Origin of the sequence: Priestia endophytica (assembly GCF_026790145.1) — a bacterium.
Taxonomy (GTDB): Bacteria; Bacillota; Bacilli; order Bacillales; family Bacillaceae_H; genus Bacillus_I; species Bacillus_I endophytica_A.
On sequence record NZ_JALAMS010000003.1, the window covers coordinates 332809 to 354002 of the forward strand.

21 protein-coding genes and 1 pseudogene are annotated in these 21194 nt (G+C 37.1%); 14 read left to right on the top strand and 8 right to left on the bottom strand.

Features of this window, described 5'->3' with window-relative positions:
• The first annotated feature begins 41 nt into the window (after nucleotides 1-41).
• On the top strand, nucleotides 42-887 hold the full coding sequence (locus MOC86_RS05840; RefSeq protein ID WP_111924081.1) for an ABC transporter ATP-binding protein: 846 nt from the start codon (nucleotides 42-44) through the stop codon (nucleotides 885-887).
• Entirely contained in the window at nucleotides 887-1591 is a 705-nt protein-coding gene (locus tag MOC86_RS05845) for an ABC transporter permease (RefSeq protein ID WP_268583218.1), read from the top strand. Before MOC86_RS05840 ends, MOC86_RS05845 begins: the two co-directional genes overlap by 1 nt.
• A gap of 43 nt (nucleotides 1592-1634) precedes the next feature.
• Here the strand turns inward: MOC86_RS05845 and MOC86_RS05850 are convergent, their stop codons facing one another.
• The 3 genes and pseudogenes from MOC86_RS05850 to MOC86_RS05860 all read right to left on the bottom strand — a co-directional run bounded on the left by MOC86_RS05850 (nucleotide 1635) and on the right by MOC86_RS05860 (nucleotide 4991).
• Entirely contained in the window at nucleotides 1635-2567 is a 933-nt protein-coding gene (locus MOC86_RS05850; RefSeq protein ID WP_268583220.1) for an aldo/keto reductase, read from the bottom strand.
• A gap of 36 nt (nucleotides 2568-2603) precedes the next feature.
• Nucleotides 2604-3397, bottom strand: a pseudogene (locus MOC86_RS05855) (SDR family oxidoreductase).
• Between the two features lie 85 nt (nucleotides 3398-3482).
• Nucleotides 3483-4991 carry a UDP-N-acetylmuramoyl-L-alanyl-D-glutamate--2,6-diaminopimelate ligase gene (locus MOC86_RS05860; RefSeq protein WP_268583222.1) on the bottom strand — a complete coding sequence of 503 codons (1509 nt, stop codon included), beginning with the start codon at nucleotides 4989-4991 and terminating at the stop codon, nucleotides 3483-3485.
• Nucleotides 4992-5168: 177 nt separating this feature from the next.
• On the opposite strand from MOC86_RS05860, the gene MOC86_RS05865 reads away from it, so the two are divergent.
• The 3 genes from MOC86_RS05865 (at nucleotide 5169) to MOC86_RS05875 (ending at nucleotide 8045) form a co-directional block, all read left to right on the top strand.
• Nucleotides 5169-6206, top strand: a complete 1038-nt coding sequence (locus tag MOC86_RS05865; RefSeq protein ID WP_268583224.1) for a fatty acid desaturase — start codon at nucleotides 5169-5171, stop codon at nucleotides 6204-6206.
• A gap of 94 nt (nucleotides 6207-6300) precedes the next feature.
• The gene (locus tag MOC86_RS05870) at nucleotides 6301-7449 is read left to right on the top strand and encodes a sensor histidine kinase (RefSeq protein WP_268583225.1); all 1149 of its coding nucleotides are present in this window, start codon (nucleotides 6301-6303) and stop codon (nucleotides 7447-7449) included.
• On the top strand, nucleotides 7446-8045 hold the full coding sequence (locus MOC86_RS05875; protein ID WP_268583227.1) for a response regulator transcription factor: 600 nt from the start codon (nucleotides 7446-7448) through the stop codon (nucleotides 8043-8045). The genes MOC86_RS05870 and MOC86_RS05875 overlap by 4 nt, the downstream gene beginning before the upstream one ends.
• 34 nt (nucleotides 8046-8079) lie before the next feature.
• Here MOC86_RS05875 and MOC86_RS05880 read toward each other — a convergent pair whose 3' ends face one another.
• The 4 genes from MOC86_RS05880 to MOC86_RS05895 form a co-directional block, all read right to left on the bottom strand.
• Entirely contained in the window at nucleotides 8080-8553 is a 474-nt protein-coding gene (locus tag MOC86_RS05880; protein ID WP_268583228.1) for a hypothetical protein, read from the bottom strand.
• A gap of 73 nt (nucleotides 8554-8626) precedes the next feature.
• A complete protein-coding gene (locus MOC86_RS05885; RefSeq protein ID WP_268583229.1) occupies nucleotides 8627-9361 on the bottom strand; it encodes an ABC transporter permease in 735 nt (244 codons plus the stop codon).
• Entirely contained in the window at nucleotides 9361-10068 is a 708-nt protein-coding gene (locus tag MOC86_RS05890) for an ABC transporter permease (RefSeq protein ID WP_268583230.1), read from the bottom strand. The genes MOC86_RS05885 and MOC86_RS05890 overlap by 1 nt, the downstream gene beginning before the upstream one ends.
• Complete coding sequence (locus MOC86_RS05895) at nucleotides 10034-10972, bottom strand: ABC transporter ATP-binding protein (protein ID WP_268583231.1); 939 nt, start codon at nucleotides 10970-10972, stop codon at nucleotides 10034-10036. Before MOC86_RS05895 ends, MOC86_RS05890 begins: the two co-directional genes overlap by 35 nt.
• 149 nt (nucleotides 10973-11121) lie before the next feature.
• Here MOC86_RS05895 and MOC86_RS05900 point away from each other — a divergent pair, with 149 nt between their 5' ends.
• Entirely contained in the window at nucleotides 11122-11793 is a 672-nt protein-coding gene (locus MOC86_RS05900; RefSeq protein WP_268583232.1) for a response regulator transcription factor, read from the top strand.
• A complete protein-coding gene (locus MOC86_RS05905) occupies nucleotides 11790-13151 on the top strand; it encodes a HAMP domain-containing sensor histidine kinase (protein ID WP_268583233.1) in 1362 nt (453 codons plus the stop codon). Before MOC86_RS05900 ends, MOC86_RS05905 begins: the two co-directional genes overlap by 4 nt.
• 51 nt (nucleotides 13152-13202) lie before the next feature.
• Here the strand turns inward: MOC86_RS05905 and MOC86_RS05910 are convergent, their stop codons facing one another.
• A complete protein-coding gene (locus MOC86_RS05910; protein WP_268583234.1) occupies nucleotides 13203-14402 on the bottom strand; it encodes an MFS transporter in 1200 nt (399 codons plus the stop codon).
• A gap of 200 nt (nucleotides 14403-14602) precedes the next feature.
• On the opposite strand from MOC86_RS05910, the gene MOC86_RS05915 reads away from it, so the two are divergent.
• From MOC86_RS05915 to MOC86_RS05945, 7 genes are all read left to right on the top strand, one after another.
• On the top strand, nucleotides 14603-14935 hold the full coding sequence (locus tag MOC86_RS05915) for a DUF485 domain-containing protein (protein ID WP_268583236.1): 333 nt from the start codon (nucleotides 14603-14605) through the stop codon (nucleotides 14933-14935).
• Between the two features lie 15 nt (nucleotides 14936-14950).
• A complete protein-coding gene (locus MOC86_RS05920) occupies nucleotides 14951-16483 on the top strand; it encodes a cation acetate symporter (protein ID WP_268583237.1) in 1533 nt (510 codons plus the stop codon).
• Nucleotides 16484-16652: 169 nt separating this feature from the next.
• On the top strand, nucleotides 16653-18254 hold the full coding sequence (dcuS, locus tag MOC86_RS05925) for a DcuS/MalK family sensor histidine kinase (RefSeq protein WP_268583238.1): 1602 nt from the start codon (nucleotides 16653-16655) through the stop codon (nucleotides 18252-18254).
• Nucleotides 18251-18958 (top strand): response regulator, encoded by a 708-nt coding sequence (locus MOC86_RS05930; protein WP_268583239.1) that lies wholly within the window; start codon nucleotides 18251-18253, stop codon nucleotides 18956-18958. The genes dcuS and MOC86_RS05930 overlap by 4 nt, the downstream gene beginning before the upstream one ends.
• A gap of 199 nt (nucleotides 18959-19157) precedes the next feature.
• Nucleotides 19158-19553 (top strand): hypothetical protein, encoded by a 396-nt coding sequence (locus tag MOC86_RS05935; protein ID WP_268583240.1) that lies wholly within the window; start codon nucleotides 19158-19160, stop codon nucleotides 19551-19553.
• Between the two features lie 27 nt (nucleotides 19554-19580).
• Entirely contained in the window at nucleotides 19581-20237 is a 657-nt protein-coding gene (locus MOC86_RS05940; protein WP_243516674.1) for a PspA/IM30 family protein, read from the top strand.
• 76 nt (nucleotides 20238-20313) lie between these two features.
• Nucleotides 20314-21177: a DUF4097 family beta strand repeat-containing protein gene (locus MOC86_RS05945; protein ID WP_268583243.1), complete on the top strand. Its 864-nt coding sequence runs from the start codon at nucleotides 20314-20316 to the stop codon at nucleotides 21175-21177.
• The last annotated feature ends 17 nt before the right edge of the window (nucleotides 21178-21194 follow it).

Genomic DNA, 21194 nt, shown 5'->3' on the forward strand with positions numbered 1-21194 from the left:
AGCCACATTTTAAGTTGGTTTGGTGAAAGGGAGCGAAATTGGTGGAAAACGTAATCGAAGTGAAAAACCTAGTAAAGTCTTTTGGAAATAAGACAGCTTTAAAAGACGTATCATTTAGTGTGAAAAAAGGAGAAACAATCGGATTTTTAGGGCCGAGTGGATCAGGGAAAACAACGACAATTAAAATCCTTACAGCACAGCTTCAACCAACAGGTGGAGATGTGAAAGTGTTTGGTACATCTCTTAAGAAATTAAAAGATCCTCAATATATGAAAAGAATTGGTGTATTAACAGATAACAGTGGTTTATATGATCGTCTTACTGTCTATGATAACCTAGCTCTTTATTGTGACTTATATGAAATAGATAAACGTCGTATTCATGAAGTTCTTGTTGATGTCAATTTAGTAGAAGAAAAGAAAACGCGTATTCAAAAATTGTCAAAAGGAATGAAACAGCGTGTTACATTGGCGAGGGCTATTTTGCACAAGCCTCAATTATTGTTTCTCGACGAACCAACGTCAGCTCTAGACCCTGTAAATACTAAGCATATTCATAAAGGATTGAAAAGGTTAAATGCAGAAGGGACGACAATTTTTTTAACAACGCACGATATGCTTGAAGCGGAAGAGCTTTGTGACAGGGTTGCTTTTCTTCATAATGGAGAAGTTAGACTTTTTGATGCTCCTGAAAAACTGCGCAGTCAACATAGTGACTCAACCGTTTCTCTGCTTTTAAAAGGACAGCGAAAGGTTGTTGTGGAAACAAATGAAGAAGGGGCAAAAGAAATTTATAACTATATGAAACAAGGAGAGCTATTAACAATTCATTCAAATGAACCAACACTAGGAGACCTATTTGTGAAACTAACGGGGAGGGAACTGTGATGATTTTATCGTATAAACGCATTCAAGCTATTTTTATGAAAGATTGGAAAGACTTAATGCGAAACAGCTATGTTCTTGTTACATTGGCTCTTCCACTTGTTTTTGCTATCATGTATGACAGAATGGGAGCTGGAGAAGTTGGGGCTTTGTTTGCCATCAACTTTGCTTTTGTTATTGCTGGAGCCTTTATTCAGTCGGCAATGGTTGCGGAAGAAAAAGAGAAAAATACGTTAAGAGGACTACTGCTTTCTCCTGCGAGTATAATAGAAGTATTTATTGGAAAAAGTCTTTTGTCAGCATTTGCTACCATATTCATTATTGTCGGTTGTATCCTTTTATCAAACTATGAGATTCCTTCTCTAGGACTTTTTATTCTTCTTTCTCTTATTAACATTATTACGTTTATTGGAATAGGGACAATGCTTGGTTTGGTGTCAAAAACCGTTATGGAAACTTCTATCATTGGTATGCCTATATTAATTGTTTTTGGAATGGCCTCAACAATAAAGGCAATGATGGAAAATGAAACGATCTTAAACATTATAGAATACTTGCCAAGTGAGCAATTTTCATCGGCGTTGATTGAACTTAGCAAAGGGGCCGAACTAGGTGATATTACCAAAAATATAGCTGTATTAGGAGTATGGGCTATTGTTGCCGTTGTGGCTACTATTATCACATACAAAAAACGCCGCTTTGACTAAAAAAACCTGCTTAGAGCTTGTCCTCTAAGCAGGTTTTTGTTTATTAGCTGAAAATCTCATCAATTGCTTTAATTTCTTGTGGTGATAGTTCAACATCTAATGTTTGTAGGTTTGATTCAATTTGTGCTGGCTTTTTCGCACCAGGAATAACTAAGTCAATCGCATCGCGTGTTAAGTACCATGCAAGCACAACATTTGCCATGTCTTGCGGCTTTTTATCAACGATTTCACGAAGTTTTTCTACTTTTGCAAGGCTTTCTTGGAACTTCTCACCTTGGAATAAAGGCATATCTGCACGTAAGTCATTAAACTTTGTGTTTTTGTTATACTTACCAGCTAAAAGTCCTGCTGCAAGCGGGAAGTATGGAACGAAAGAAATGCCGTTCTCTGCTGCATATGGAAGCAGTTCTTTTTCTGCATCACGTTGGAAAAGGTTGTATTCACCTTGGTAAACATCAACATAGCCATCTTTGTTTGCTTCTTTTAACTGTTCTAGAGAGAAGTTTGAAACACCAATAGAGCGGATTTTACCTTGGTCTTTTAGTTCTTTTAGTGCGCCAACAGCTTCATCTTTTGGCGTATCTTCATCTGGAAAATGAATATAAAATAAGTCAATGTAGTCTGTTTGCAAGCGTTGTAAGCTATCTTCTACACATTGTTTTAAAAAGCTTGGTGAATTATCTAAAACAGTGTCATCACCAACAAATTTATGAGCGCCTTTTGTTGCGATGATAACGTCGCTACGATTTCCTCTTTCTTGTAATACTTCGCCAATCAATTCTTCTGAACGTTTTGGACCATAAATGAAAGCTGTATCTAGCAGTGTAATTCCTTTGTCTAATGCTGTGCGAACAAGGTCTTTGCCGACTTCTTCATCAAGGTTTGGATAAAGGTTATGTCCTCCAACAGCATTAGCACCAAATCCAATTGGGTTTGCATATAAATCTGTTTTTCCAATTTGTACTTTTTTAGTCATTATATTCATCTCCTTTTCAATTTTATTATAACGCTTTTAGAGCTTTTCGTTTAGCATTTTGCCTGGCCAAGTGTATGCCATATGACCGCCGTCTACTGTAACATATTCACCTGTAACATATGAGCTATCATCAGAAGCTAGGAAAAGAACAACGCCTGCAACTTCTTCAGGGGTGCCAAGTCTGCCCATTGGATCCACCCATTTATATGCTTCGCGAAATTTCTTTCCTGCTTTTGATCCCATTAAATCATCAAGAAGAGGGGTTTCAATTGTTCCTGGGGCAATGGCGTTAACGCGAATTCCATCTCTTGCATAGTCAATGACCATCGCTCTTGTTAAGTTCGTAATACCGCCTTTCGCTGCATTATAACCTGAGCGATCAAGGTCTGCTGCAAGGCCTGAGACAGAGGAGTTATTAATAATTGAACCGCCTTCTTCAAGCATAAGTGGAATAAAATATTTACTAACATGGAACGTACCTCGTAAGTCAACAGACATTAATTTATCCCACAATTCAACAGGATACTCATGAAGTCTTCCGCCTTCTGTATCTGTACCAGCATTATTGAATAAAATATCGATTGTTCCAAACTTTTCTTTTATCTCATCAGCAAACTTCATTACTTCATCTTGATTTGAAATATCTAGATGGTAAGCATATGCTTACCATCTTGCTCATTAATGTGATCCGCAACATCTTTTACCGCATCTTTTTTAATATCAGCACAAATAATGACTGCTCCTTCTTTAGAGAATCGTTCTGCTGTTGCCTTTCCAATACCAGAGCTTGCTCCAGTAATAATGGCTGTTTTAGATTGTAATCGACTCATAAACCAAAAACCTCCCTGAACGTTTCATTTCCTTCTATCAACAGGTGTACCCGGATGATTAGTTTATAAAACGTCAAAGGAGTTCTTATAGAAATGACTGTTGATCATCTTCGTGAAAAGATTGTGGTGTTTCTTCACAACGAGTATTTTTCTTTATTACGTATTGAACAGTTTCAATATCTGAAGAATACGGAAGCGCATAGGTGTTTTTGTATTGTTCATTTCCTTTGCCTGTTACAAACACCCAGTCACCTTTAGTGCTTTTTTCAATAGCTTCTTTAATGGCGATTGTACGGTCTTTTGTTACAATTCCTTTCCTATTACCAGCCTCTTTTTGCAGTTTTGTTAGCTCAAGGAGCATATCTGTAGGAGAGACTGCTATTAAATCGTCAAGCGTTAGCGTATATTCGTCTGAAAGTGAGCTTGATACTTGAACCATTTCTGCACGTTTTGATTGGTCACGTCCATCCCGAAATCCAAAGACGTGGCGAATAGTTTTTGCTCCACATGTTTTCGCTGCATTTAGACAATAAGAAAAAGAGTCTGCTGTATGGGCATAGTCTACAACAATTGTTGCTCCACGATAATCAAACATCTCAAAACGTCCTGGTACCCCTTTAAACGTTTTTAAGCTAGAGAGCAGTTTCTGATTATCCAAACCAAGTTCAATCCCTGTAATATAAGCCATTGCAGCATTGTAAATGTTATGTTCACCAGGCATATTAAGATGAATATACACTTCCTTATGATGTTGATGAACAAGCAACGCTGAAGAGCATTGATTAGAAAGCACATGAAGAATCTTATAATCTGCATCATGAAGACGACTGAGAGAGAGCGAGTTTACTTTTTTTTGCTGTAGCATTGAAAAAAGCCTTTCGCCCCATTCAGTATCAATATTTATAATGGCTTTTCCACTTTCTTTAAGCTGTTGAAAAAGGCGTGCTTTTGTTAAAAAGTATTCTTCAAGACTACCATGATAATCAAGATGATCATGACTTAAGTTCGTAAACAAGCAAGCATCAAATGCAAGTCCTTCTACGCGGGCTTGCGCTAGGGCGTGTGATGAAACTTCCATAATCACGACATCATCATTACTTTCAGAAAGAATACGGTTTAGTTCTAAACTATCTGGTGTTGTTGCTATTGAAGGGCGATTTTCCCCATTAATGATGTTCATAACAGAGCCAATCATTGTACAGCTTAACCCTTGTTCTTCAAAAAGGTGCTTTAATATAAATGTTGTTGTCGTTTTTCCATTTGTACCTGTTACACCAATCATCATATGTTTTTTGGAAGGGTTATGATAAAAATTCGAAGAAAGTTTAGCAAGTGATTCACGGCTATTTCTAACACGAAAATAAGGAACGGGAAGGGGGGACTTCATCTCTTTTTCCCCAACAATAGCCACTGCTCCTCTATTGATTGCATCCTCAATGTAATGATGACCATCAAACTGTCCGCCTGAGATGGCTACGAAAAGAGAGTCGTTTTGTACCTTCTTTGAATTAAAAGAAATAGAGTGAATCTCTAAATGAGGGATTTGAGGTTGATTTAAAAACTCTATGTCTTGTAAAACGCCCCTTATGTTCATGTTTTTACCTCCTTGCTATCTAAGTAGTAACGTTATTTTGTGAAGAAAGGGCGTTCTATATACAAGAAATATAGGGAATATGACATTTGTCATACTCTATATATGACATGTGCTACTACAAGCTAATTTTTTTCTTCTCTATAATGAAAGATAACGATGAGGGAAGGAATTAAAAATATGAATAAACAAAAGCAATTAAGAAAAGATGTATCTCCTTATGAGAAAGCGGACACAAAGGCGAGTGTTAGACAATTAGTAAATACACTTGTTCCGTTTTTTGCTTTATGGTTTCTTGCTTATCAATCTTTAGACGTTTCTTATCTACTTACGCTTGCTTTCACTGTTATTGCGGCGGGGTTTCTTACACGAATTTTTATTATTTTCCATGACTGTTGTCACCATTCGTTCTTTAAAAATCGACGTTACAATAAAATTGTAGGAACTATAACTGGAATTATGACGCTTTTTCCTTACAACCAGTGGGCACATAGCCACGCTATTCACCATGCTACAAGCGGAAATTTAGATAAACGTGGCGTTGGGGATATGTGGGTGCTTACAGTGAATGAATATAAGGAAGCTTCTTTTTGGACAAAAGTAGCGTATCGTTTATATCGAAATCCACTTATCATGTTTGGACTTGGACCAACATACGTGTTCCTTTTAACAAACCGCTTCAATAAAAAAGGAGCAAAGAAGAAAGAAAGATGGAACACATATATTACAAACGTTGCGATTGCCCTTATTGTGACACTTTGTTGTGTTACACTCGGATGGCAGAACTTCTTGCTAGTGCAAGGCCCCATTTTCTTGATTTCAGGAACAATTGGTGTTTGGCTTTTTTACGTGCAGCATCAATTTGAAGATTCTTATTTTGAAGAAGATGAGCATTGGAACTATGTTCAAGCTGCTGTTGAAGGGAGCTCGTTTTATAAGCTTCCAAAGCCTTTGCAGTGGTTAACAGGAAATATTGGCTTTCACCATGTTCATCACTTAAGTCCACGAGTGCCGAACTATAAATTAGAAGAAGTGCATAACAAAACAGTTCCTCTTCAAAACGTCCCAACAATTACGTTAAAAACAAGTTTACAGTCCCTTAAGTTTCGACTATGGGACGAGGAACAGAAAACATTTATTAGTTTTCATGAGCTGAAAAGACGTTCAGTAAAAGAGAAAAAAAGAAAGATTGTGGCTCAATCTAAAGTAGAGCTATAAGAAGGCTCGTTTAATACAGGTTTTCCACTGTGTTAAACGAGCCCCTTTTTTATGGGGTATAATAAAAGAATACTACGTTTAAAGAGGGGTATTAATGAAAAGACGATATAGAATATTCCAAAAGGTCACGGGTTTATCTCCGTATATTTGGAGTGTTTTTGCTATTTTACCTTTTTACTTTGTATTTCAATCTTCCTCTACTAATGAAGTGATAGCAGGGGTAGTGCTCAACATTTTGTTTTTTTTATTTTATCGTTTTGCTTTTATTTCAAAAGGATGGCCTGTTTACTTGTGGGCATTTTTACTTATTAGCATTTCGATTGCACTAACAAGCATTTTCACCTACATTTATTTTGCTTTTTACTTTGCCTTTTTCCTTGCTTATTTTATTGGTCATGTTCAAAATAGGCTAATCTTTTTTACTCTTTATGGTGTTCATCTCATCAGTACATTTATATCTGTTAATTACAACACAATCATGACCGAAGAAGTGTACTTAAGACAGCTTCCTTTTATCTTTATCATTACATTAAGCGTTGTGGTGCTTCCATTTAGCATTTATAACAGAAGACAGCGTGATCGTCTTGAAGAAAAACTTGAAGATGCTAACAAACGAATTGCAGAACTAAGCAAACAAGAAGAAAGGCAGCGGATTGCAAGAGATCTTCATGATACGCTTGGCCAAAAACTTTCACTTATTGGACTGAAAAGTGATTTAGCACGAAAATTAATTCAAAAAGACCCAGAGCAAGCTAAAACAGAAATAAAAGATGTTCAGCAGACGGCAAGAACAGCTCTTAATGAAGTCCGGAAGATGGTGTCCCAAATGAGAGGGATTAAGCTGAAAGAAGAGCTTGTTCGTGTTGAACAGATTTTAACGGCAGCAGACATTGATCTTGTTGTAGAGGAGCGCCTTGATGTGACTACGATTTCTCCGCTTCTTGAAAATATCTTAAGTATGTGTTTGAAAGAAGCGGTAACGAACGTTGTAAAACATAGCGGTGCATCGCTTTGTATTATTGAGACATGGAAAACTATTGATGAGAGCGGCATTACAATAAGAGATAATGGAAAAGGCTTTGATACGCACAAAAGGGCTGTAAAAGGACACGGGCTTATTGGGATGGAAGAGCGGTTAGAGTTTGTGAATGGTCAGCTTGAAATGGATGTGGAGAGTGGAGCAACCATTAGAATTAAAGTGCCGAATATTGTAAAACAAGAAGAGAAGGGACGAGTGAAATGATTCGTATAGTCATTGCCGAAGATCAACGTATGCTTTTAGGAGCATTAGGTTCACTTCTTAGTTTAGAAGATGATATGGAAATAGTCGGGAAAGCCTCAAACGGAGAAGAAGCCGTTTCCTTAGCTCACGAGCAGCAGCCAGATGTTTGTATTATGGATATTGAAATGCCTATAAAAACAGGTCTTGAAGCAGCTGAAGAATTAAAAGAGTCAAACTGTAAAGTGATTATTTTAACTACCTTTGCACGTTCGGGCTATTTTCAGCGGGCATTAAAAGCAGGAGTAAGCGGCTATTTATTAAAAGATAGTCCAAGTGAAGAGCTCGCAAGCTCTATTCGAAGTATTATGAGTGGGCGACGCATTTATGCTCCAGAGCTTATTGATGATGCATATGCAGAAGAAAATCCGCTTACAGACCGTGAAAAAGAAGTGTTAAGTCTTATTGCAGATGGAAAGAACACAAGAGAAATCGCAGACGCTCTTTCTATTAAAAATGGAACGGTTCGAAACTATATTTCAACAATCCTAGACAAACTTGAAGTGAAAAATAGAATTGAAGCCATTACACGTTTTAAAGAAAAAGGCTGGTTTAAATAAAAAAAGCGAGATGAGTGCTCATCTCGCTTTTTTGTTATGCTTTTGGCTTAAATCCTTCTTCATCTAAATATTCCAATGCTTCATCATATGTTAGAAATGATCCGTCAAGGTTTAATCCTGCGTATGTGTTCCACATATCGTGCTCATACATAAGAATAAGAGAATGACCGTCATCATCAATCCAATGTTCTACTTCTTCATCTCCAGCAATAGCTTGTTCCTCATGTGATGGTGGAGCAAGAGATGCAATGGCTTTCTTAACGATTGTGCGAAGCTCTTCTTCTGTAAAATCGCGAATATTGACCATACCTCTTTCATCAATCTCGTATTCGTCAAGATATTCACCGTAAACAAACCCATTTCCGTTCGGGTGAAGATGATATACAACGTTCTTTTTATCTGTCACACTTTCTTCATAGTGGAAATTAACGCGCTTAAGCGAGACATTTTTACGCTGAAGCTGCGGAAAAGATTCAATAATAGCTAGTTTTTGTTCAAAAGTTAGCATGTGGCCTCCAAGAAAAGATATTTTTCGTTCGGTTCATTATATCACTAAGAACAGCAGAGACCAACAAGCGTTGTTAGTAGGCTTTACGTTTGAAAGAGAAGAAGCCGCAAATAAAGAAGACGAGAAAGCTTCCGCCGATAACGAAAATGAGCGTTTCAGTTGAAATAGAAAGTGAATATATATTATTAGCATCTTCTGAAATCATCGCAAGAGCTGGCTGAACCCATGGATAAAAAGGACCGTACGTTTCTGAATTTACAATAAGTATATTTGGTACTGTAAAAATCACGTTTAAAGCAAGCGATGCACCAAAGCTTGCCCAAAGAGAAGAAGCCCAAATTTGTAACGTTGCAAGCGGGATAGAAGCAATAAACCCACTTAAAACACCTTTAAGCATATAGTCCTCGGGTACAACAGATCCTCCATTAATGGCTGAAGCAAGCAATAAGCTTCCTAGAAAAAGTAGCTGAATGAGAGCACAAATCATAACAGTGAAAAGGAGTTTGGCAAGAAACACATTCCCTTTGCGAACGGGCTGGACAAGCAGTTGTTTCCATCCGTCATTAAGATGTTCATAACGACAAAGAAAAGCCGCAAATATCCCAATAAGAAGGGGGAAAAGTAAAATGGTATGTGAGACAGCTCCAAATTGATATAGGTGCGCAAGTATAATTTTTCCACCCTCTGCTTTTAGCTCATCAGGAAATGCCAAACCATCAGTAAGAATGATAAGAGGACTAATAAGCAATAATAGCCAAATTTTTGTCCGTTTTAACTTCAATAATTCTGCTCGCATAAGAGGTATCATTAACTATTCACATCCTTTTTTGTGAAATGAATGGTGCTAATCCATAATAAAATTAGACCAACAACAATGCCAAGGCAAACGTTAATAATGGGTTTATCCCACTGATTACTTAAAGAAGGCCAGCTCCAAATGGTCCATCGCGGTAAAGCTCCTCCAAAAATAGAGCCAACAATTCCAATAGCAAGTGGAAGAGCTTGGTTATTTAGCACAACTGAAAGCCATAATTGTAGTGCTACAACCGGAAGTGAGGCTAAGAAAGGGTAAAAGCATGTTTTTAATAACAAGGCAATCGGAATATCAGTTCCAAACCCTAAGCTAATTCCAAGAATAACAATGCCCATTGTGAGTAGAACGCACGATGTTGTTAATAAAATAAAAGCCAGAGAGAACTTCCCCATAAAAATTTTTGTTTTTGAAAGAGGAAGTGACAATAAATGCTTCCACGATGTTGATTGATGTTCGAGAGATGAAATTAGTGAAGCAACAAGCGTAGTGCCAAGCATTAAAGCAAACACAGAGAGCATATTGGCTTCACCGATTAACCCTTTCCATAAATCATCTTTATAGACATCTGTTAAATAGTCATATCTCAGCCCAAAGTTTAAAGCTTCAAGAGCGATTACCCCAAAAGGTCCAAGAAAAACTAACCCCCATATCCACTTTCGCTTAATTTTAAGAAATTCGGCTTTTAAAAGTGCTTTGTACATTTGTGCCTTCCTCCTTTATAAGGTCAAGGAAAATATCTTCTAGCGATTTTTTATTTTCTTCCACCCGATAAATGCTAATGCCGTGACGAACAAGGAGACTAATAACTTGCGCAATGGATTCATCCTCCGCTTCTACCATAATTTTTTCTTCCTCTCGATAAGCTTGAATTCCATATGAAACAATATGTTTAAACGTTTCTTCAGGAGAACTTGTTGTAAAAGAAACAGAGGTAGAAGAGAATCGTCGCAGTTCTTCAATCCGGTCTTGGAAGATGAGTCGTCCTTTTGAAATGATTCCAACATATGTAGCCATTTGGTCAATCTCACTTAAAAGGTGACTTGAAACAATAATCGTAATACCGCGTTCTTTTGCAAGAGATTTAATGAGTGTACGAATCTCTAAAATGCCTTGTGGGTCAAGTCCGTTTGTTGGTTCATCTAAAATAAGTAATTTAGGATCTCCAAGAAGCGCAATCGCAATTCCCAGTCGCTGTTTCATTCCTAATGAATATTCTTTAACTTTCTTTTTGGCTGCTTTTTCAAGTCCTACAATCTCTAAAACTTCTTTAATTTTAGATTTTGGTGCTTTACGGAGAACACGGTAAACTTCTAAATTCTCAATAGCATTTAAATGTCCATAGTAGGATGGATTTTCAACAAGTGCACCAATTTCTTTTAATGCTTCAATACGATTTTGGCGCAAATCTTTGCCAAAAACTGAAATAGAACCATGAGAAGGTTTGATTAAACCTAGGAGCATTCGGATTGTTGTTGTTTTTCCAGCTCCATTAGGTCCCAAAAATCCATAAACTGCTCCACGTGGAATTTGTAAATTAATACGATTTACAACCGCGTCACTTTTATATTTTTTCGTTAAATCATTTGCCGTTAAAATATTTTCCATTTTCATCACCTCATAAATCAGTGTAGACAGCAAAGGTTAATAACAGAGAAGGGGAAGGTTAAGTTTTGGTTAAATGTAGAAAAATAGTTTCCAACTTCCTTTTTTAGTTCTATCATAAGATTAGAAACTATTAGGTTAAGGGTGGTTTTATGAAAAACATCGTTTATATAGAAGATGATGAAACAATTGGGAGTTGGCTAAAGGAAGAGCTTGAAGACAACGGGTATCATGTGTCATGGTATCTTTCAGACGAGGGCAGTGAAGAGGGAATGAAAAATGCTGACTTAGTCATTCTAGACGTGATGCTTCCAGGGCTTGATGGGTTTACGCTCGGTCAGCGCTTTAAAAACAACTACAATGATGTGCCAATCATTATGCTGACCGCAAGAACGGCTCTTGATGACAAAGTGCAAGGGCTAACATTTGCAGATGATTATTTAACAAAACCTTTTCATCCAAAAGAGCTAATGGCTCGTATGGAAGTGTTGCTCAGGCGTTATAATCGTCAGGAAGAAGATCGTAGAACAGTTGGGCACTTAGACGTTTATACCAAGCAACAGCGCGTCATTCGTAGAATTGATGGAGAAGAGATTATTCTTACAGGAAAACAACATCAGCTCTTCTTCTTTTTTACGCGTCATTTTAATCAAACTTTAACAAAGGAGCAAATTTTTGAAAGCGTGTGGAAGGATCCTTATATTGAAGGAGACAAGACACTTACCGTTCATATCCGTCATCTTCGTGAAAAAATAGAGGAAGATCCAAGCAAACCAAAGGTGATTGAAACTATTCGTGGTATTGGGTATCGGATGAAAGCATGAGAAAGTTAAATTCGTTAACAGTACGGTATGTGCTCATTATTTTTATTGCATTAATTATGCTACCTCTTGCTTCCATTGTAAGTTCTAGTATCTATTTTGGGCCATGGTATGACGAGAAGAAGAGACCATATTATGATAGTCATAAAATCGTTAGTGAGTGGAATAAGGTAGCAAAAAAGTTAAATGCAAATGATATTGAAGGAATTCGTGAATCTTTTAATAAAATGAAAAGTAAATATAAAGATTCAGCTTTATTATATGTAGACGGAAAAGGACAAGAAGTAGTACGAGAAGGGAAACTAGAAAACATCCCTTCTGAATGGAATATGCTGAACACAGTAGAATTTATGAAAACAAGTATTGATGGAGATCCATTTACAGTTGTTTCATATATTGGTGGGAACAAGGAAAATGGACTTGTTATTTTTCAAATTCCTCGAAGTTATATTACGCTTATCAAAGATGAATTTAGAAGTAATTATGAAAGCGTAACAGGGGCGGTTGCTTTATGTATTTTCCTTGTCTTTTTAGTGATTTCATGGTTTTTCTTCCGAAGCATTCGTAAAAGGCTTCTACGCCTTCAAGATGCAATGGAAATGCCAAATGCTCGAAATGTTCCTCCTAAAATACAAATATCAAGAAAAGATGAAATTGGAGCTCTTGAGCAATCGTTTAATAATATGCTTACGGCATTAGAAGAAAGTCAGCAAAATGAGCGTGAAGAAGAAAGTGCACGCCGCAAGCTTATTGCCGACCTTTCTCACGATTTGCGCACACCGCTCACCGCCCTAAAAGCGCAAATTTACTCTTTAAAGAAGGAAGTACACTCTCAGAAAGGTGAAGAAACAATTGCTCTTGCTGATGAAAAAATTCATTATTTAGGAGAGCTTATTGAAAATCTTCTTTCTTATTCATTGCTCACCTCAAACAAATATCCATATAAGCCGGAGAAAACAGATATGGTGAGGCTTGTTCGTACAACAGTTGCCTGCTGGTATGACCGCTTGGAAGAGGAAGGCTTTGAAGTGGACATAGAGATTCAAGGAGATGACATTAAAAGCAATATTGATGTGAACTGGTTCCAGCGTATGATTGATAATGTCATTCAAAATGTGATTCGTCATGCAAAAGACGGTCAGTTTATTGGATTTTATATGGAAGGAAAAGGTGAAGAGTATAAAATATCAGTTGTAGATCACGGTCCAGGATTTGCGAACACAAGTGGAAGCAAACATGGTCGAGGAATTGGGATGTCGATTATTGCTCTTATGGCTGAAGCGATGAATATTAAGTGGAAAGTAGACTCAAATAAAAATGGCACAACTTTTGAATTTTATTATAAGAATTCTTTACAATAAATCTGATTTAAGAGCAAAAGCTCATCTTCTAGGAAGATGAGCTTTTGCTTATTAAGCAAGTTTACGTTGTTTGGTTTCTGTTCCAAAAAAGGCAACAGCAACAACCCCAACGATAATAGACAGACAGAAGACGGTGAAGATCGTGGCAACAGAAGATCCGCTGCTCATTAAATAGCCAACAGCAAGTGGACCTAAAATCCCACCAACTCTACCGAATGAAGCGGCCATTCCTGCGCCTGTTCCACGAACTTCAGTCGGATATTGCTCAGGCGTATAAGCATAAAGAGCTCCCCATGCTCCGAGATTAAAAAATGAAAGAAACATACCTGATGCGAGTAAAAGCGGTAATGTTTCGGCTGTACCGAATAAAAGAGCACTTGCGGCAGTTCCGAGTAGAAATGTTACAAGTACAAACTTGCGTCCAGCTCGTTCAATGAGCCATGCAGCTGTAAAGTAACCTGGAAGCTGGGCAAGGGTCATAATAAGCACATATTCAAAGCTTTTAATAAGGCTAAAACCTTTCAACACCATAACGCTTGGCAGCCATAAAAACATACCATAATAAGAGAATACAACTGTAAACCAAAGCACCCAAAGGACAATCGTTTGTTTGCGAACCTCTTTCGACCATACCTTTGCAATGTTTTGAGAAAATGAAGGTTTCTTCTCAAGTGCCAAATAGCGTGGTGAATCTGGTAAACCAATGCGTAGATACAACGCATAAAAAGCAGGAAGAGCTGTAATTAAAAGTGCAATTTGCCAGCCATACTTTGGAATAATAAAGTAGGAGATAAGAGCAGCAAGCAACCAGCCGAAAGCCCAGAAGCTTTCAAGCAACACAACTGTTTTCCCTCTTTTTTCTGGAGCAACGGTTTCAGAAACAAGTGTAGAAGCAACAGGAAGTTCCCCGCCAAGCCCCATACCGATAAAGAAGCGTAATAATAAAAATACAAACAATGTTGGAGCAAGTGCTGATAAGCCACTTCCAATTGAAAAAAGTAAGAGCGTTATAATAAAGACAGGTTTTCGACCAATTCGATCAGCTAAAAGTCCAAAAAGCAGGGCCCCAACAGCCATACCAATTGAATTAACGCTTCCAATCCAGCTCATCTCTTCAGGTGTAAGTTTCCATTCAATTTGTAAAGCAGCAATAATAAAGGAAAGAATTCCGACGTCTAGGGCATCGAACATCCACCCAAGCCCAGCAACTCCAAGCAGTTTTCGCTCAGATAGGGATTTTTGTGCCTTCATATTCTTTTCATCTCCTGTATAGATTAATGTAGATACATATGCTGATTAATAGTTTACATGTGTCTTTACACTTTGTCACTAGATAGTTCGAAAATAATAAAAAACAGAATTTACTAATTATTTAGAAAAATATATAATAGATGTATCTCTGTGGAAGGAGGGAAATTTGGAGGAGGAATGAACAATAAGGGGGAGTTGTTGTGGAAGGGAAAAAAGTGAAGTTAGAGAGGGAAGAACAAGAATTAGATTACACGGAGCTTGTCCAATCTCCAACATTTCAACGGCTTATGCGTGAAAAACGTCGTTTTATTTTACCTTTTTCACTATTCTTTTTAGCTTTTTATTTCACACTACCTGTTTTAACTGCCTATTTTACATTCTTAAATGAGACGGCTTTTTGGTCTTTAACATGGGCATGGTTTTTTGCATTTGCGCAATTCGTTATGACTTGGGCCCTCTGTATGATTTACACAAAGCGAGCTCAAAAGTTTGATGTGCTTGTAGAAGACCTAAAAAAAGAAGCTGGCCGTTAAAGGGGGAAGTTTAGGATGAACGTACTTGCTTTTTCATTATTTCTAGCAATTGTAGCTCTTACACTTATTATTACGTATTATGCCTCAAAACGAACAAAAACAACCAGCGACTTTTATACAGCAGATGGAAGTTTAACAGGATGGCAAAATGGATTAGCTATTGCAGGAGACTATATGTCGGCAGCTTCGTTCTTAGGAATTGCTGGAATGATAGCGATTTCAGGTTTTGATGGTTTTTTCTACAGCATTGGCTTTCTTGTTGCTTACCTTGTTGTTCTATACATTGTAGCAGAACCTCTAAGAAACCTTGGGAAATATACAATGGCAGATATGATTGCTGCCCGTTTTAACGAAAAAAAGGTACGTGGAGTTGCTGCTTTAAACACAATTACAATCTCTATTTTTTATATGATTGCTCAGCTTGTAGGAGCTGGTGGTCTCATTAAACTTCTTCTCGGAATTGATTATGTATATTCTGTTCTTATCGTAGGGGTTCTAATGACTATTTATGTTGTATTTGGCGGAATGACTGCTACAAGCTGGGTTCAAATTACAAAAGCTGTTTTACTTATGATTGGAACGTTTGTCATTTCTATTATTGTATTTTCAAGATTTGATTTTAGCATTGCTAAGATGTTCAGTGAGATGAAAAGTGCTACACCGCTCGGAGAAAGTTTTCTTCATCCAGGTAATAAGTTTACAAATCCTCTTGATATGATTTCTCTTAACTTAGCTTTAGTACTTGGTACAGCAGGACTTCCACATATTCTAATTCGCTTCTTTACTGTAAAGGATGCTATTACAGCTCGAAAATCAGTTGTTTATGCAACTTGGATTATTGGTATTTTCTATATTTTGACGATTTTCTTAGGGTTTGGAGCTGCGGCATTTGTAGGATTTGATAATATTACAGCAGCAGATGCAGCTGGAAATATGGCTGCTCCACTTCTAGCTCAAGTATTAGGAGGAGACTTTTTATTTGCTTTCGTTTCTGCTGTAGCTTTTGCGACGATTTTAGCAGTTGTTGCAGGGCTCGTTCTTTCAGCAGCTTCCGCTTTTGCACATGATTTTTATAGTCATATTGTAAGAAAAGGAAAAGCAACAGAAGGTGAACAAATTGTTGCTGCACGCTGGGCGTCAATTGGAGTTGCTGTCCTTTCCATCATATTAGCTCTATTCGCTCAAAAGCTTAATGTGGCATTTCTTGTAGCGCTTGCTTTTGCGGTTGCAGCAAGTGCTAACTTACCTATTATTTTATTTACGATTTTTTGGAAACGTTTCAATACAACAGGTGCTGTCACAGGTATGCTTGTTGGATTAATTAGTTCTCTTGTTCTCGTCGTTGTAGGACCTAATGTTTGGTCTCCTGAGGTTGGGGGAGCTATTCTTGTAGGAGATCCACTCTTTTCATTAGCAAACCCTGGGATTGTGTCTATTCCACTCGGGTTCTTAGGTGCCTACCTTGGCACAATCTTCTCTAGTAAAAAAGCAGATCAGAAAAAATTTGACGAAATTCTGATTAAAGCAAATACAGGAATGAAAAACTAAGAAAGAAAGGCTGCCTTATTTGGCAGTCTTTTTTATATATTAAAACGATGCGCTTTCTTACGGAGGAGAATAGAAATTCCCGCTAAACGTTTTCTTTTAAGATCAAAATAGTGATAGAATATAGTGTGATTAAAACAGCCCAATTGACAAGAGGCGGGGGTGAAGGTCGATGTTCAAGCATCGCCTAAAGTTAAGCTCTAGTATTATCATCTTTGTTTGTGTTGTTGTTATTTTGTCTCTATTTTTAACAGACACTTTAATTAGTCGAACCATTACTAAAACGATTCGAACAGATCAAGAAGAAAAAGCAATGAACGTAGCCCGAACTGTTGCGCTTTCTCCTGTTATTCGAGAAGAGCTCTTACATAAAGAAGAAAGCAAGGAGATTCAGGAGTATACAAAAGATATTCAAAAAGCCACAAAAGTGGAATTTGTCGTTGTTATTGATATGAAAGGCATTCGTAAATCACATCCAAATCCAAAAAATATTGGCAAGAAGTTTTCAGGGGGAGATGAAAAAGAAGTTCTAGAAGGAAAAGAAACTATCTCTATTTCAGAAGGAACACTTGGCATGTCTTCCCGCTCTTTCACACCTGTAATGGATGAGAACGGAAAACAAATTGGGGCTGTTGCTGTAGGAACTTCTCTGAATAAGATTGAACAAGCTTTGCAAAAAGCTCATGATAGCATTTTAGTCGGGTCTATTGTTGGTCTTATCATTGGAGTTCTTGGAGCCATTTTGCTTGCTCGTTATATTAAAAAGACTCTTTTTGGGCTTGAACCATATGCAATTGCTAAAATATTAGAAGAGCGAAATACAATGCTTCAGTCTGCTCATGAAGGTATTGTTGCTGTTGACCGAGATGGTAAGATTACGCTTGTTAACCGCTCTGCTCTGCGTCTTTTTCAAAGAGCAGGCTTATCAAATGAGCCAATTGGGAAGGCTGTAGACGAATATCTGCCCGTATCAAAACTAAGCACTATTTTGAAAAAAAGACAGGTTCAGTTAGATGAAGAGATTAATATTAATGGGGTTTCAATGCTTGTGAACAGAGTTCCGCTTATTTTGGAAGATAAAGTTGTTGGAGCTATCTCAACACTTCGCGATAAGACAGAAGTGAACCAGCTAGCAGAGCAGTTAACAGGAGTACGACTTTATGCAGAAGCGTTGAGAGCACAATCACATGAGTTTAAAAATAAACTTCACGTAATTTTAGGGATGACCCAAATGGGATATTATGATGAGCTATCTGATTACATTAACCAGCTTGTAAATCATCAAAATCAAGAAGTTGGGCTTGTGATGAAACATATTAAGAGCCCTGCGCTTGCTGGTTTTATTATCGGGAAATTAAGCTATGCGAGAGAAGAAAGAACAAGCTTGCAAATTGATAGTGAAACACCTATCCCTGAACCTAAATCACCAGAAGTAACTCACGAGCTTATTACAATCATCGGAAACTTAATTGATAATGCAATTGATGCTGTAGCAAAAGGGGAAAGAAAAGAAGTTACGGTTAATTTACACTATAAAAACAATCGTCTAACGATTGAAGTAAATGATACAGGGGCTGGCATTTCAGAAGAAGTCCAGAAAAATTTATTTGTTAAAGGCTTCTCCACAAAAGGAGACAATAGAGGAATAGGACTTTATTTGGTAGAGAGAAGTGTAAGAGAGCTTGGTGGCTATATTGACGTAGAGTCAATGCCTAGCGAAGGAACAACGTTTGTTGTAGAACTATTTTATGAACCTAGAGGTGAAGAAGCGTGATTAGAGTCTTAATTGTTGAAGACGATCCAATGGTAGCTGAATTTAATAAACGCTACCTTGAAGAAATAGAAGGATTTGAGCTTGCTGGGGTAGCTTATTCTGTCGATGAGGCACTCGGGAAGTTGCAAGACACAGTTGTTGATTTGATACTTTTAGACGTTTTTATGCCTGAACGTACAGGCCTAGAGCTGTTAGATGAAATTCGTAAACAGCACAAGAAAATTGATGTTATCTTAATTACGGCAGCTTCTGAAGTGGACAAGGTCCAAACAGCATTGCGTTATGGAGCTGTAGATTATTTAATTAAACCATTTGAATTTGATCGTTTTAATCGTGCACTTGTATCATATCGAGAGAAACGAGCATTTTTTGACATGCAAACAAATGTTAAGCAAGAAGATTTGGATCAAAATATTCTAAATAGAACACAAAAAACAGTTACAGAATCATTGCCAAAAGGATTAACTAAAAGCACTCTTAAAATTTTACTAGCAGCAATCGAGAATATGGACAAAGATCCATTTTCAACAGACGATGTTGCTGAAGATGTAGGAATTTCAAGGGTTTCTGTTCGAAAATATTTACGTTTTTTAACAGACATTCATGTATTAGAGGAAAAGATGACATATGGTACAGTAGGAAGACCTGTTTATCTTTATCACTTTAATGAAAAGAATCGTTCACTTGTTAAGAACTATTTGTAAGAGTAGGCGAATGACGTTTAAACAAACGTTTGATTAGCCTGAAAAAGAGGGTTCTCCGCTAAGGGGAATCCTCTTTTTTTGGTGGACTGACATAAAAATAAGACTAGAGTCTTAGCGCAAAATGCACCGCTAAGACGTTATGAGAACAATAAAAATTACCTATAGTAAAAGTAACGAAACGAAAGGAGGGGACAAAACATTGAATGTAAAAGCATTGCTTGGAATTGTCTTCGTACTTATTGGAGGAAGCATTTTGCTAGGACACGGCTTTTTAGGAGGGATTCTATCATTCCTTGTAGCATGCGTCCTTTTATACTATGGATGGCTAACGGTAAATAAAGGGGATTCAAAAGGAAAAAAAGTATTAGGCATCATTGCTATTTTCTTTGGAATCATCTTAATTGCAAACGCAGTACCGTTTCTAGCGGGAGTTGCTTTCGCTGCTTTCTTTATCTATGTTGGCTGGAAGATGCTAACAAGCCAAAAAGAAACTTCATCAGAAGAATATCATTACAGTAGCCCAGTTGTTTCAGACCCTGTAACAAAAAGTTCATTTGATACAGAATGGGAAGATTTCTTGAAAAAAGATAAATAATTTAAAACCCCTGAGGAGGAAATAAAAATGGTATTAAGAAGAATTAGAAATATGGTTGTTGCAACAGTAAACGATAACTTAGACAAGATGGAAAATCCGCTAGTGATGATTAATCAATATTTACGCGATATGGAAGAAGAGCTTTCAAAAGCAAGGCATGCTGTCGCTCAGCAAGAAGCTATTAAAGCAGATTTTGAACGTCGTTTAACATACTCTCAAAAAATGAAAAAGAAACGCTATGATCAAGCTCAGATTGCTGTTAATTCTGGTGAGGAAGATTTAGCTCGAAAAGCACTCATGGAGATGAAACAATATGAAGAAAAAGTGTTACAATACGAAGAGATATATGAGCAATCTGTAGCCCAGCTTGTTGAATTAAAAGAACAATTAGGAAAACTAGAAGAAAGAATTCAAGCTTTAAGAGATAAGAGACATACGCTTGTTGCACGTGCAAATGTTGTAAAAGCAAAAGAACATATGAATGCATCTATTAATCGAATTGATTCGAATAGTTCATACAGAGAATTTCAGCGTCTTGAAGCGCGTATTATGGACATGGAAACAAAAGCAAATGTATATACTTCCTACAACTTTGGTGGAGAACAAACATCATTTACAAAGCTTGAGCATGAGGAAGATGTAGAAAAAGAGCTTCAAAAATTGAAAGAAGTACAAAAGGCTTAACTATGAAAAGTAAACAAACCATCGGTGTTTTTTCTGCACCGATGGGAATTTTACTTTAGGCTAAGGAGAAACGAATATGAAAAAATTAATAGGGCTTTTATTTGTTATTATAGGAATAACCGTGCTGTCTAGTTTTCTTATTAATCAAAGTTCTTTTGCATTTGGAGACAAGAGAACGAAAAGTGAGACGTTTGCAGAAGATGAGATTCATAATATTAAGTTAAACATTAAAAGTGCTGATGTTAACTTTATTGCAAAAGACCGCCGAGATATTAAAGTAATCGTAGAAGATAAGCGGGCATTTAAAAAGAGTATAAGCATGAATCAAGTTGGAGATGTGTTAAATATTAAACAAAAAGGTGCTACGTTTAATATGTTTCAATCTACAAAGGTTACAATAGAGGTACCAAGTAGCTATGAAAGAGATGTAAATATTGCATCAAGCTCTGGTAATGTTTCCATTAAGAATAATGGAGAGAAACCATTGGAATTAGATCGTCTTATCGTTCAAGCTACCTCAGGAGATACGCAGCTTTTTGATATAGGTGCCAAACAGCTTCACATTGAAAAGTCTTCTGGAAATGTGAAGGGTGAAAATCTTAGTACAGAGACCACATTTGCTCATTTAACATCAGGAAATTTGACGCTTAACGGATTTGAAGGAGAAATTGATGCAAAAGCAGCATCAGGTAATATCTCTATTGTAATGGATGAGGTTAAAGGTAACGGAAATGTGAAAGCAACGTCAGGCGATATTGACGTCAAACTTCCACATAAGAGCAATACGCACCTCAAAGCCCATGTTTCCTCAGGTGATATTAACGTAGATCAAAGGTTTAAAGTGAAAACACAAATGGAAGAAGATTTAGAGGCTAAAGAAGGAAATGGAAAATATGCTTTCAACATCAAGGCTACAAGCGGTGATATTGATATTCAATAATGGGAAAAGGAGGGGAG